The organism is Rhodococcus sp. WAY2 (assembly GCF_009859915.1).
GTDB classification, from domain to species: domain Bacteria; phylum Actinomycetota; class Actinomycetes; order Mycobacteriales; family Mycobacteriaceae; genus Rhodococcus_F; species Rhodococcus_F oxybenzonivorans.
Genome location: NZ_CP046572.1, coordinates 4,418,294 through 4,431,927, shown reverse-complemented (window position 1 = coordinate 4,431,927; position 13,634 = coordinate 4,418,294). Strand labels below are relative to the sequence as shown.

Below are 13,634 nucleotides of genomic sequence, written 5' to 3'. Positions count from 1 at the left end.
ACTTGGAGGACCATCGATGACGACACCGAGAACCCGCCCCACCGCGGTAAAGCCCCTACGAAAAGAGGGGCAGTGGGCACAGGGCGAACGCGAGCCCCTCAACGTGAACGAAAAGGTGAAGCAGGACGACGACGGCCTCAATGTCCGCAAGCGGATCGAGGAGGTGTACTGCCACACCGGTGTCGCCGGCATCGACCCGACTGATCGACGCAGTCGCTTTCGCTGGTGGGGCCTCTACACCCAGCGAGCACCAGGCATCGACGGTGGCCGAACCGCCACCCTGACCCCTGAGGAGCTCGAGGATGAGCACTTCATGCTCCGGATCCGAATCGACGGTGGGGCTCTGACAACCGAGCAGCTAAGGGTCGTCGGCGAAGTCTCCAGGCAATTCGCCCGCGATACAGCGGATTTGACCGACCGTCAAAATGTTCAGCTCCACTGGATTCGAGTGGAGGATTTGCCGGAGATCTGGCGTCGACTCGAAGGTGTCGGCCTGACGACCGCAGAATCCGCGGGGGACACTCCCCGTGTCGTACTCGGTTCACCCATGGCCGGGATCGCTGCCGACGAAGTCCTCGACGCTACACCGGCCGTACACGAAATCACCCGACGGTTGATCGCCAACCCCGAATACTCCAACCTGCCTCGCAAGTTCAAGACCGCCATCTCCGGACTGCAGGACGTGGTTCACGAGATCAACGATGTCGCGTTCATCGGGGTAGAACACCCGGACTTCGGCCCAGGACTCGACGTCTGGGTCGGCGGTGGACTCTCGACTAATCCTCGGATCGGCGAGCGCCTGGGTGCCTGGGTGCCGCTCGAGGACGTGCCCGACGTGTGGATCGGCATCGTGTCCCTCTTTCGTGACCACGGGTACCGACGCCTGCGGGCGAAGGCGCGGCTCAAGTTTCTGGTGGCGGACTGGGGCGTCGAAAAGTTCCGCAACGTGCTGGAGCAGGAGTACCTCGGACGGCCGATGGCAGACGGGCCCGCACCGGAACCGCTCGACGAACCACGCGACCACGTCGGTATTCAGCGCCAGAAGAATGGTCTCCACGCGGTAGGAATCGCACCCGTCGTCGGCAGGGTCGGCGGAACCATGCTTATCAACCTCGCGGATGCGGCCGAAGCCGCCGGGTCGCGTCGAGTCCGCATCACCCCGATGCAGAAACTGGTAGTACTCGACGTGCCTGACGAGCACATCGGCTCACTGCAATCCGACCTTTACACCCTCGGATTCCCGTCGCGGCCGACGCCGTGGCGACGAAGCACCATGGCATGCACCGGCATCGAATTCTGCAAGTACGGAATCGTCGAGACCAAGGCGCGGGCGGCCACTGTCATCACCGAGGTCGAACAACGCCTGACCGATATCGAGGATCAGCTCGAACACCCGATCACTGTGCATTTCAACGGTTGCCCGAATTCCTGTGCACGGATACAAGTCGCAGACATCGGACTCAAAGGAATGATCGTCACCGACGCCAACTCGAACCAGGTAGAGGGATTCCAGGTGCATCTCGGGGGCAGCCTCGGCTTGGACACAAGCTTCGGGCGCAAGTTGCGTGGCCACAAACTACCTGCGACCGAGGTCGCCGACTACGTCGAACGCGTGGTTCGCCGCTATGTCGCCGATCGCGTCGAAGCAGAGAAGTTCGCGTCCTGGGTGCAGCGTGCCGCCGAATCTGATCTCACATGATTCGGCATCGCGCCGGCATCCTCGAAATGGACGGTTACGTACCCGGGCACGTCGGGCCACTCGCTCGCCAGGTAGCGATGCTTGCCTCGAACGAATCACCCTTCCCCCTGCTGGAGAGGGTGCAGGCAGCGATCCGCTCCAGCATCACGCACACGAATCGCTACCCCGACTTCGCAAGCAGCGACCTGACCGGCGCTCTCGCGCAACGATGGCATCTCCCGGCCGATCACGTCGTCGTCGACAGTGGATCGAGCACCCTGCTGCGCAACATCGTCATCGCCTGCGCCGGCCCCGGAACCGATGTGCTCTACCCGTGGCCGTCCTTCCCGAGTTACGAACACGCGGCGCAATTAGTGGGCGCAACCCCCATTCGAGTCGCGCTCACCTCCGAGTACCGACTTGACCTGAACCGCATCGCCGCCGCAATCACCGACCGCACACGTGTGGTGTTCCTGTGCCTTCCCAATAACCCCACCGGCACGACCGTCGATCAGGCCGCCCTCGAATCCTTCTTGGAGGCTGTGCCCGACGATTTGGTCGTCGTGGTCGACGAATGCTACCGCGAGTTCGTCACCGATCCGAACGCGGCCAGCGGTCCCAGACTTCTCGGGCGATTTCCCAACGTTGTCGTCCTGAAGTCACTGTCGAAGTCAGCAGGTTTGGCCGGGCTGCGTATCGGATATGCACTGTCGTCCCCGGAAGTCTGCGCCCTCCTCCGGGCGGTACAGGTTCCCTTCTCCGTCTCGTCTGTCGCCCAGGCTGCTGCCCTCGCATGTCTCGAGCCCGAGGTGACGAGTGCACTCGAATCCCGAATCACCGCAACGGTCTCGGAGCGAAGACGGATTTCTCGTGCGTTGTCGGCCGAGGGAGTCGAGGTCGTTCCCAGCCAGGCCAATTTCTTGTTCCTCCCCCGGCAACACTATGCCATGGCGAAGGTTCGACAGCTGGCGGATCGCAGTGTGCTCGTCCGACAGATCGGACCCGAGGGAATTCGAGTCTCCATAGGCAGCCGGCGCGACAACGACCATCTACTCGCGTGCGTTGACGTTTTGATCGACCGGCAGGCCATGGGCGGTTAGACACCAGATGAGCGCCCCCTTCCGCGGACAATCGCAGTCGAGCCAGAGCGGAATCCAGGGCGGTCTTCTACCGGCGCACAGCCGCGGCATGATGTGCGCCGACGGGCCGACCGCGTCGGTCTAGGGACACCATCCAGGCACTTCCCGCGCCTGGCATTCCGCACCGAAACTGAGACCGCGCGCCTTCGACCGCGCGGGGAGCGCTGCGGCAGAACGGTCGAAGTTTCGAGCCGTGGCCCCATGGCACCGACCGGACGCGGCACTGAGACTGTCGACCTGTCTCTGATAGACATAGCGTGCTAACTAGCGGCACGATTCCACCGCCCCACCTCCCCGTTTCGGATACTTGGGACGAGACCCTCGCACGCCTTGACGCGCACAAAAACACCTTTGCAGTCGCTGTAGCCATGCTGAACGGGGTTGACTCCATCGACGTTCGTACGGCATTCTTATCTATATCGGAACACTGTGCCGCTAGACGGCACACACGAAGGGTTGAGTCTTATGACTGCTGTAGTTGGCGACGTCGAGTCGCCCGGAAGCGAATATCTCACCGAAGAGCGTCTCGCGATTCAGGCAATGGCACGGGAATTCGCCGCCAAGGAAGTACTGCCGGTGGCGAACGAACTCGACCCGGTCAAGGGCGACATCCCAATGGAACTGCGCCGGAAGATGGCGGATCTGGGATTCTTCGGTGTCCTCATTCCGGAGGAGTACGGCGGACTGGGCCTCGGGGTCTTCGAGTACGCCGTCATCGTCGAGGAACTCGCACGCGCGTGGATGAGTGTGTCGAGTTTGATTGCTCGTGGGCAGCAGTTCACAGCGGGATTCACCGAAGAGCAGCGCCGAAAGTATCTACCGCGCATGGCGACTGGAGATTTCCTCAGCGCGTTTGCTCTTTCCGAGCCCGATGCAGGATCCGATGTGGCCGCTCTGTCGACAAGGGCGTCCAGGGACGCAGACGGGTGGCGGATCAGCGGCCAGAAGATGTGGTGCACGTTCGCCGACGGAGCCGACTACCTCCAGGTTTTTGCGCGTACCGCACCGCTCGATCGGGAACATCGCTCCCGAGGAATCAGTTGCTTCATCATGCCGAAACCTCGCGGGGAGCTGCCTGAGGGCGTCACAGGTACCCCGGTGCGCAAGATCGGTTACCACGGATGGCGAACGTGGGAGCTTTCGTTCGACAACGCATACGCCGCATCCGATGCCCTGGTCGGGCCGGAGGGCGAAGGTTTCAAAGTCGCCATGGGAGACCTGGAGACCGCCCGGGTCCATACCGCCGCACGAGCGATCGGTGTCGCCCGGGGGGCCCTCGAGGACTCGATTGCCTATGTGCAGCAACGTGTTCAGTTTGGCCGGCCAATCGGGGACAACCAGGCAATACGATTCAAGATCGCACACATGGCCACCGAGGTAGAGGCAGCGCGTTCACTGATGTATCGCGTATGCGCGGCAGTCGACGCGGGGAAGTCGAGCCCGGTGGAGGCGTCCATGGTCAAGTACTTCGCGACGGAAATGGCCGAGCGGGTAACCAGCGAGGCACTTCACATTCACGGTGGTGCTGGCTACACCACCGATTTCGCCGTCGAACGGCACTGGCGGGACGCGAAGCTGACAAAAATCTTCGAGGGCACCTCAGAGATCCAGTTGAAGATCATCTCGGACTCGATCCTCGGAAGGCCGGCGCGATGAAATCCCCGACCGAGGGACCACTGAACGATGTGGTGGTGGTCGACCTGACCACAATGCTCGCCGGCCCTTTCGCCACCATGGTTCTGGCGGATCTGGGCGCCGACGTGATCAAGGTCGAACCGCCTCACGGTGATTTCATCCGAGCACAGGGACCGTTCGCACCCGACGACGAATTACGCGCGTTCGGCGGATATTTCCAGAGCGTCAATCGCAACAAACGCGGGGTCGTGCTCGACCTCACCACCGAAGCGGGTCGCTCCTCGCTGCTCGAACTCGTCGCCCACGCCGACGTCGTCGTGGAGAACTTTCGTCACGGGGTCATGGACCGGCTCGGACTGTCGTACGAGCGTCTCCGCGAAGCCAATCCGCACCTGGTGTACGCGGCGATCCGCGGATTCGGTGACGAACGCACCGGCAGCAGCCCGATGCGGGACTGGCCCGCCTACGACATCACCGTCCAAGCTCTCAGTGGCCTGATGGAAATCACAGGTGAACCCGGCCGCCCCCCGATCAAGACGGGTCCCGGGCTCGGTGATACCGTGCCGGCACTGTTTGCGGCTATCGGCGTGCTTTCGGCCGTGCACCGTGCGCGTCGCGACGGGGTGGGTAGTTTCGTTGACGTATCGATGTACGACGCCATGCTGGCAATGTGCGAACGAACCGTGTACCAGCACTCCTACACAGGGGATGTGCCGACGCGTCAAGGAAATAGCCATCCCCTGCTCTGTCCTTTCGATGTTGTCCCCGCCGCTGATGGGTGGGTCAGTATCGCTGCGCCGGGCGATAATCACTGGAAGCAACTCTGCGTGGTAATCGGTCGCCCCGAGTTGGCAACCGACAGTCGCACATCGGACAACGTCAGGCGACTCGCGAATCGTGACTTCACCATGTCTGCGATCACCGAGTGGACCACCACGCGGACCAAGAATCAGATCGTAAAAGCACTGAGCGGCAAGGTGCCTGTCGCGCCGGTCAATACCGTCGAGGACATCTACACCGATCCACATGTACACGCCCGAAACATGCTGGTCGAGGTCGAGCATCCCGGCGTACCCCGTCCGCTGACGATTGCCAATACCCCGATCAAATTCGCGGATGCTCCCCCGACCCGCCTCCGGCGAGCGCCACTGCTCGGCGAGCATACCGACGAAGTGTTGGGCCGGCCCGAGAGCACCACAGCCATCTACCAACTCGAAGAAACAAGATAAGGGAGATTCAATGACGAAAACGCAACGACCGCGGCGGTCCTGCCTCGCCGTCCCCGGCTCGAGCCCGAAGATGATCGAGAAGGCGAAGGGCCTCGACGCTGATCAGGTCTTTCTCGACCTCGAAGATGCCTGCGCACCACTCGCGAAGCCCGGCGCACGAAAAACCATTGTCGCCGCACTCAACGAAGGCGGCTGGGGATCGAAGATCCGCGTAGTGCGAGTCAACGACCTCACCACCCATTGGACCTACCGAGACGTGGTGGAGGTCGTCGAGGGAGCGGGTGAGAACCTCGACTGCATCATGCTTCCCAAGGTGCAGTCCGCAGCACAGATCGCCTGGCTGGACCTGACTTTGACGCAGATCGAAAAGACTATGGGGTTCGAGGTCGGGCGTATCGGCATCGAAGCGCAGATCGAGGATGCCGCCGGACTGATCAACGTCGACGAGATCGCGGCCGCTTCGGCGCGCACCGAAACAATTATCTTCGGACCGGCAGACTTCATGGCAAGCATCAATATGAAGTCACTGGTCATCGGTGAGCAGCCCCCAGGCTACGAGATCGGGGATGCATTCCACTACCCGCTGATGCGGATCTTGATGGCGGCTCGGGCGAACGGGTTACAGGCGATCGACGGTCCCTACGTGCAGATCCGAAACGTCGACGGCTTCCGCCAGGTAGCCGGCCGCGCCGCCGCCCTCGGCTACGACGGAAAATGGGTGCTGCACCCTGGCCAGATCGAGGCGGCCAACCATACCTTCAGTCCCGCACAAGCCGACTACGACCATGCCGAGAACATTCTCGCCGCCTACGAGTGGTTTACCTCTGATCGAGGGGGCCGCAAGGGCGCCGTCATGCTCGGCGACGAGATGATCGATGAAGCTTCCCGCAAGATGGCCCTGGTCATCGCAGGTCAGGGCCGCGCCGCGGGCATGGAACGCCTCGACGTGTGGCAGGCCGAACCCGAAACCGTGAAGACTGGAGTCTGAACATGACAACCATCGAAAAAGAACAGAACATGCAGTTCGGCCGTTACCTGGAGGACTTCGAGGTCGGCGCCATTTACAAGCACTGGCCAGGCAAGACCGTCACCGAGTACGACGACCACTTGTTCTGTCTCCTCACGATGAACCACCATCCCTTGCACATCAACAGTCACTTCGCCGGCGAGACGACCGATTTTGGCCGCAACGTGGTGGTGGGCAACTACATCTACTCGCTGCTGCTCGGCATGTCGGTACAGGATGTCTCCGGCAAGGCGATCGCCAACCTCGAGATCGAATCACTGCGGCACGTCAAACCCACGTTCCACGGTGACACGATCTACGGTGAAACCCAGGTCCTGGAAGTTACCCCCTCGAAGTCGAAGGCGGACCGGGGCGTCGTGTACGTCGAAACCCGTGGCTACAAGCAGGACGGGCAAATCGTGTGCATTTTCAGACGCAAAGTGCTCGTACCCAAGCGAAGCTACGGTGACACACACGGCGGCGATCAACCCGCTCGCCCCGCGCCACACGCGTAGTCGACTACGCGGGATCATTCACACCCTCGTCGTCGGTGACCAACCGGCAAGCTCGATTGTGCCGGACCGATATGGGTATTTTCGTTTCCCCCCGATCGTCCCGGGAGTGGGCTGGGTGTCCACCCGATCAGTGAAGCACCCAGCCCGCCCCATGGACGTTCATACGCCAGCCGCACCGAACCCCGATTCGGCTGTGCTTGACAGAGATCGCTGAGGCGATCGACGCTATAAAGCAGAAACGCTGTGCCGATGTGCGGCCTCACCGAGACGTGACCGGCGGCCACGCGGTGCACACTCGAAGAAGGAAGCACCATGCGAGAACGGTACGGAGCGTTCGTCGGCGGACATGACGAGCCCACCAAGGGTGGGCAGTACTTTTCCACCCGCGACCCCGCAACAGGCGAGGTCATCGCCGAGGTTGCGCTCGGTCAGGCGGAAGACATCGACTCAGCTGTTGCCGTAGCGCAGGGCGCCTTCGCCTCATGGCGTGATACTCCGGCCGCCAACCGCGGTCGTATCCTGCTCGAGATAGCTCGCACACTGCGACTACACGCGGAGGACCTCGCCCGAATCGAAACGCTGGACACTGGTCAGACGCTCTCACAGTCGAAGATAGATATCGAGACCGCCGCACGATACTTCGAGTACTACGGTGGAGCCGCAGACAAGGTCCACGGCGAGACGATCCCACTCGGACCCGACTATCTCTCGTATACCCGTAATGAACCGTTCGGTGTCATCGGTGTCGTCACCCCATGGAACGCGCCGATCAACCAGGCCGCGCGGGCGATTGCCCCGGCGCTCGCGATGGGCAATGTGGTGGTTCTCAAACCCGCGGAAGACACACCACTGTCTGCCCTCGAGATGAGCCGCTTCGCCGTGGAAGCCGGATTACCCGCAGGTATCCTGAATGTCGTCCCCGGGTTTGGCGCCGACGCAGGCGCTGCGCTGACAGGCCACGCCCTCGTCCGCAAGATTGTCTTCACCGGTTCAGTCGAAACTGGCCGGGCCATTATGCAAGCCGCCGCCCGACGACTGATTCCGCTAACCCTCGAGTTGGGCGGTAAGTCGCCCAACATAGTTTTCGGCGACGCCGACCTCGACGCCGCGGCGGCAGGCGCGTGGACTGCCTTCACCACCAAGGCTGGACAGGTGTGTTCTGCCGGCAGCCGGTTACTTGTGCATTCATCAGTGCACGACGAGTTGGTCGACAGGCTCGTCCTTCAAGCGAAGACTACGGTCATTGGACCGGGCATCGAGGACCCCGACATCGGATCCTTGGCCACCCGCGGCCAATTCGACAAGGTCCGCTCCTATCTCGAGCTGGGACCCCGTGAAGGTGCACGCGTCGCGGCAGGTGGAAAAGTGGCCGACATCGGACGGCTCGGCCGCGGGTTGTTCATCGAGCCGACAGTCTTCGTCGACGTCGACAACACCATGCGCGTGGCCCGCGAAGAAATCTTCGGCCCAGTGCTGACCGTGCTCCGATTCGATTCTGACCGAGAGGCAGTCGAAATCGCCAACGACAGCGACTACGGACTTGTCGCGGGCGTGTGGACCCAAGATCTCGGCCGCGCTCACCGTGTCGCCGGTGCCATCGAGGCGGGCCAGGTGTTCATCAACGAGTACTTCGCTGGTGGTGTCGAAACCCCGTTCGGAGGCTATAAAACAAGCGGGTTCGGGAGAGAGAAGGGCTTTGAGGCACTCAAGCACTACTGTCAACTGAAGACAGTCACCGCCCGCCTGTGATGGCGTTCGAAAACACCGCTGCGCCGCGAGCCGGAAAGGTCAGGCGCCGAGAGGACTAACGCCGCCGCCCGTACCGAATGAGCAGTGGAGCCACGGACGTGAGCTCGAATGCGCCTACTTCTCGTGTTGTCGGTTCACCATCTCGGTGATCCAGACCGGCGCGAAGGGTGAGGTGCAGTTCGGGGGCGTCGGGTAATCCTCGAGCACGTGCAGCCGCTCGCCGATGTCGATGGCGCGGGCGCGGTGCTCGGCGTGCTCGATTCCGATCTGCGCCAAGCAGGAATTCATCGCCCACTGCAAGCGATCCGGGGCATCCTTCATCTGCGCTTCGATGATGTCGAGCAGTCCTGCGAGGTCGAGGCCCTCGGGTTTCTTCGCCACGCGATCGGTGGTCAACGCCCACCCGGCACTGGCGACCACCGGATCCGGATCGGCGAACCAGGCCAGGCGTAACTCCTCGGCGTGCGGGTTCTTCTTCACTACATAGTTGACGAGCCAGTCGTGCACCTTGGGGGTGCGCGCCTGACGCAGCATGGCATCCAATTCGTCACTCTCGAACGCCTTCGGGCGGCAGATCAGGATCGCCAGCAGTCTCGCCGCGCTGTCATCGGTGTCCCAGAGCTCGCGGGCCAGTTCCTGCTGGGTCTTCAGCCGCTTGGCAAGTGCGCGCAGCTTGCCGAGGTTCACGCCGTGGTCATCGCCGTGCTTGACGTTCACCTCGCGGGCCCTCGGGTCCTCGAGCTCTGCCAGCTCGGCCAACACCTCGGCCACCGTTGTGGGGTTCGCCGTCGTCTGAGCCACGTCTCTCTCCTGTCCGTCGCGTGGGAACACCCTACGACGAGGGGTCGACACGTTGCTGACCTGCAGTATCGACGGCTGTGGTGTTGCCGAGGTTGGTGGCGGCCCAGTTGGCGAGCAGGGTCATGGCGTCGGCCGACGTACTGCCGGGTTCGGGGCTGTAGAGGGTCAGCACCAGACCGGGGTCGGCGGGCAACGGCATCGTTTCGTAGCCGATGGTGATGTCGCCGACGACGGGATGGTGAAAATTTTTGGATCCGGTGTAGTGCAGGCGCACATTGTGTTTGGCCCAGCGAACCCGGAATTCCTCGCTGCGGATGGACAATTCGCAGACCAGGTCGGAAATGCTGCGATCGTAGGGGTCGCGGCCGGCGTCGGTGCGCAACAGGTTGACCGAGCTGTCGGCCATCAGGTCCCAGTCGGGGTAGAACTCGCGTGCGCGGGGGTCGAGGAAGCAGAACCGCACGAAGTTGACCGGCTGATTGGGGTCGGGATGTAGTGGGTCCGCGTACAGCGGGCTGTAGAAGGCGTACGCCAATTGGTTCCCGCAGACGAGATCGTGGCGGGCGTTGCGCACGAACGCGGGCCCGAGGTAGTTGTCACACAGCCGCTGCACCATCGGCCGGATGGTCTTGGTGCGGCGGGGTCTGCTCCGCTGTGGTCCGGTAGTGACGGCACGGTGCAGGTCGAACAGGTGGGAGCGTTCGGCGTCGTCGAGTTCCAGGGCACGCGCGATGGCGTCGAGCACCGATTCGGAAACCCCCGTGACCTTGCCGCGCTCGATCTGGGTGTAGTAATCCACCGAGAGCCCGGCCAGGGTGGCGACCTCCTGGCGGCGTAGGCCGGGAACACGGCGTTTTGCGGCGTCGTAGACGGGCAGACCGACGTGCTCGGGGGTGATCTTGGCCCGCCGTGACGCCAGGAACCGGCCGATCTCGGCCGCTCGTTCGGTGGACTCCATAGACGCGACGTTACGACCCACGTGCCGGTGATTGCCAGGTTCTAGCGAGAGGGGTGTCGCCGGCACCCCTCTCATCTTCGCCTCCCACAGCGGCCGTGTGCGGCGTTGCATGGATGCCGGAGCGCACACGTGCTCCGGATCCGAGCAATGTCGAGACAACGAGGTGACATGACCGCGCAGCCGGCAATCCGAATGAAGCCGAACACCAGGCTGCCTGTCCTGGTGTACGTGTTGGCGGCCGGGATCTTCCTGATGGGCACCACCGAGTTCATGGTCGCCGGACTTCTGCCCGACATCGCCGCGGATCTGGGTGTGGATATCGCACAGGCCGGATTGCTGGTCACGGCGTTCGCGGTCGGCATGATCGTCGGGCCACCCGTGATGGCGCTGGCCACGCTGCGCTTGCCTACACGGGTCACCCTGGTCGGCGCGCTGGTGGTGTTCGCGGCCGGCCATGGGGTGGCCGCGATAAGTGAATCATTTGCCGTGGTGACCGCTTCGCGGGTGGGGACTGCGCTGGCCACCGGCGCATTCTGGGCGACCGGTGCGGTGGTGGCGGCCGCGGTCGCCGGGCCAGGAGCCAGCGCGCGTGCGCTGGGGGTGATGTCGGGTGGGCTCAGCCTGGCCGTGGTCGCGGGTGTGCCGCTAGGCACGTTTGCCGGTCAGTTCAGCGGCTGGCGGGGCCCGTTCTGGATGCTGGCCGTGCTGACAGTTCCGGCGATCGTCGCAGTCGTTCGGTTCACTCCAGCCACCGCGCCCGGGGGTGCCGTGAGGGTGTCTATGCGCTCGGAGATCTCGGCGGTGCGTCCATGGCGCGTGTGGGTGCTGCTGAGTGTGATCGTGCTCGCCCAGGCCGGGTTCCTCGGCGCCTACAGCTTCATCAGCCCGCTGCTGACCGACCGCGCGGGCATCTCCCCCGCGCTGGTGCCGCTGGTCCTCGTCGGGTTCGGTGTCGGTGCCCTCGTGGGCACCGCCCTGGGTGGTCGAATCGGCGACCGGTGGCCGCTGCCGACCATCGCCGCGGCGGTGACGCTGACCTCGGTTCTGCTGCTCGTCCTCGCGGCGACCGCAAGCCACTCGGCGATCATGGTGGGCCTGATCGTTGTTCTGGGTGCCTCCGGGCTCGGGGCGAACCCGGTTCTGATTGCCCAGACCATGCGATTCGCCGGACATGGCTCACGGCTGGCCTCGTCGCTGGCGACCGCGGCGTTCAACCTCGGCACCGCCGCCGGATCGGCGTTGGCCGCGACCACCCTGTCGACGTCACTGGGTGTGGTCGGGCCGGCGGTCCTCGGCGCCGCGATCACCGCCACCGCACTGATACCGATCGCGCTGCTGGCTACCGCCCGGGCGCGTCCTGCCGCTGCCCACACACCTTCCCGACCGTCCGACGAGACGCAGCGGGTCCCCACGTCAGTGGGCTAGAGCGCGGCTGAACACCGGTATCGATAGGAGAAACACCATGCGCCCCAGAATCACCGGGCTGGTCGTCCTCGCGCCCTGCACGCCCTCGACGGTCGCGAGAAGGCCGGACGACTGCCTCGCGAACTCGCGGTGAGATCGACACCGGACTCGACGCCATCACCGACGCCGGCGGCAACGCCACCCTCACCACCACCGCAGCCTGACCACCCAACAACAGAAGAGGACCACCAGTATGCGTGGAGTAATGATGTATGCCCCCGGCGAAGTTCGCGGCATCGAGCGGGAAGACCCGAAGATCATCGAGCCGACCACCACGATCACCCCGCGCCGAGGCCATCACCGCTGGACCAGAATCGCCGGCGCCGGCATTGCCACGCTCGCCGTCCTGGCCGCATCGGCCTGCTCCGGCGCCGACTCGACCACCTCCGCCGCAGCTCCCGCCTCGCAGGTGGCGAACGTGGCCTCGGGGGACCTGTCCCACGGTGCCGACAACTTCTACACCAGTGACCGGGTCACCATGCAGCCAGTGATTTTCAAGAACCAGTACCAGATGGACGTCTCCGGCAACCTGTTCGTCCCCAAGAACCTCGCCCCCGGCACCCGCGCAGCCGCGATGGTCGTCGGCCACCCCATGGGCGCGGTCAAAGAGCAAAGCGCCAACCTCTACGCCACCAAAATGGCCGAACAAGGCTTCGTCACGCTCGCCCTGGACCTGGCGTTCTGGGGCGGCAGCGCGGGTGAACCCCGCAACGCCGTCGCCCCCGACCTCTACACCGAAACCTTCTCAGCCGGCGTGGACTTCCTGCGCACCCAGGACACCGTCGACCCCGAACGTATCGGCGCACTCGGCATCTGCGGCAGCGGCAGTTTCGTCATTTCCGCCGCCAAGATCGACCCCCGTATCAAAGCCGTCGCCACCGTCAGCATGTACGACATGGGCGCTGCCAACCGCAACGGGCTGGGCCACTCCGTCACCCCCGAGCAACGCCAGGCAATGCTCGCCCAAGCAGCCACGCAGCGTGATGCCGAATTCACCGGCGGCGCCACCGAATACACCAGCGGCACCGTCCATGAACTGGCCGCGGACTCGACCCCCATCGAACGCGAGTTCTACGACTTCTACCGCACACAGCGCGGAGCATTCACCCCCGAAGGCACCACCCCGGACCTGACCACGCACCCGACGTTGTCGAGCAACGCGAAGTTCATGAACTTCTACCCCTTCAACGACATCGAGACCATCTCGCCCCGCCCGATGCTGTTCGTCACCGGTGAAAATGCCCACTCCCGCGAGTTCAGTGAAGAGGCCTATCGCCTCGCCGGTGACCGCAAGGAACTGGTGATCGTGCCCGGCGCCGGTCACGTCGACCTCTACGACCGCACTGAATTGATTCCGTTCGACAAGCTGTCCGAGTTCTACACCCAGAACCTCGCCTGACGGCATGTGAGCAGTCATCGAGCCCCGGTGAGGACACCTATGACCCGGAATAGAAGTCCCG

The 13,634-nt window shown here is 63.7% G+C and carries 11 protein-coding genes; 9 read left to right on the top strand and 2 right to left on the bottom strand.

The annotated features are described in order from the left end of the window. The first annotated feature begins 16 nt into the window (after window positions 1–16). The 7 genes from GFS60_RS20235 to GFS60_RS20205 all read left to right on the top strand — a co-directional run bounded on the left by GFS60_RS20235 (window position 17) and on the right by GFS60_RS20205 (window position 8,951). Window positions 17–1,699, top strand: coding sequence for a nitrite/sulfite reductase (locus GFS60_RS20235; protein WP_159923992.1), 1,683 nt, complete (start codon window positions 17–19; stop codon window positions 1,697–1,699). Continuing rightward, complete coding sequence (hisC, locus tag GFS60_RS20230; protein WP_159923990.1) at window positions 1,696–2,778, top strand: histidinol-phosphate transaminase; 1,083 nt, start codon at window positions 1,696–1,698, stop codon at window positions 2,776–2,778. The genes GFS60_RS20235 and hisC overlap by 4 nt, the downstream gene beginning before the upstream one ends. 504 nt (window positions 2,779–3,282) lie before the next feature. Further along, window positions 3,283–4,473, top strand: coding sequence for an acyl-CoA dehydrogenase family protein (locus tag GFS60_RS20225; RefSeq protein WP_159923988.1), 1,191 nt, complete (start codon window positions 3,283–3,285; stop codon window positions 4,471–4,473). Then, on the top strand, window positions 4,470–5,681 hold the full coding sequence (locus GFS60_RS20220) for a CaiB/BaiF CoA transferase family protein (RefSeq protein WP_159923986.1): 1,212 nt from the start codon (window positions 4,470–4,472) through the stop codon (window positions 5,679–5,681). Before GFS60_RS20225 ends, GFS60_RS20220 begins: the two co-directional genes overlap by 4 nt. 10 nt (window positions 5,682–5,691) lie before the next feature. Further along, window positions 5,692–6,669: an HpcH/HpaI aldolase/citrate lyase family protein gene (locus tag GFS60_RS20215; protein WP_109333456.1), complete on the top strand. Its 978-nt coding sequence runs from the start codon at window positions 5,692–5,694 to the stop codon at window positions 6,667–6,669. A 2-nt stretch (window positions 6,670–6,671) separates the two neighbouring features. Then, window positions 6,672–7,202: a MaoC family dehydratase gene (locus GFS60_RS20210; protein WP_201453405.1), complete on the top strand. Its 531-nt coding sequence runs from the start codon at window positions 6,672–6,674 to the stop codon at window positions 7,200–7,202. A gap of 312 nt (window positions 7,203–7,514) precedes the next feature. Next, window positions 7,515–8,951: an aldehyde dehydrogenase family protein gene (locus GFS60_RS20205; RefSeq protein ID WP_159923984.1), complete on the top strand. Its 1,437-nt coding sequence runs from the start codon at window positions 7,515–7,517 to the stop codon at window positions 8,949–8,951. A gap of 114 nt (window positions 8,952–9,065) precedes the next feature. Here the strand turns inward: GFS60_RS20205 and GFS60_RS20200 are convergent, their stop codons facing one another. Together GFS60_RS20200 and GFS60_RS20195 are read right to left on the bottom strand one after the other, a co-directional pair. After that, window positions 9,066–9,752: a DNA alkylation repair protein gene (locus GFS60_RS20200; RefSeq protein WP_159923982.1), complete on the bottom strand. Its 687-nt coding sequence runs from the start codon at window positions 9,750–9,752 to the stop codon at window positions 9,066–9,068. Between the two features lie 31 nt (window positions 9,753–9,783). Beyond that, a complete protein-coding gene (locus GFS60_RS20195) occupies window positions 9,784–10,710 on the bottom strand; it encodes a helix-turn-helix transcriptional regulator (protein ID WP_159923980.1) in 927 nt (308 codons plus the stop codon). A 168-nt stretch (window positions 10,711–10,878) separates the two neighbouring features. Here GFS60_RS20195 and GFS60_RS20190 point away from each other — a divergent pair, with 168 nt between their 5' ends. Both GFS60_RS20190 and GFS60_RS20185 read left to right on the top strand, forming a co-directional pair. Continuing rightward, window positions 10,879–12,135, top strand: coding sequence for an MFS transporter (locus GFS60_RS20190; protein ID WP_159923978.1), 1,257 nt, complete (start codon window positions 10,879–10,881; stop codon window positions 12,133–12,135). Window positions 12,136–12,367: 232 nt separating this feature from the next. After that, window positions 12,368–13,573 carry an alpha/beta hydrolase gene (locus tag GFS60_RS20185; RefSeq protein ID WP_236603214.1) on the top strand — a complete coding sequence of 402 codons (1,206 nt, stop codon included), beginning with the start codon at window positions 12,368–12,370 and terminating at the stop codon, window positions 13,571–13,573. Window positions 13,574–13,634 lie beyond the last annotated feature (61 nt).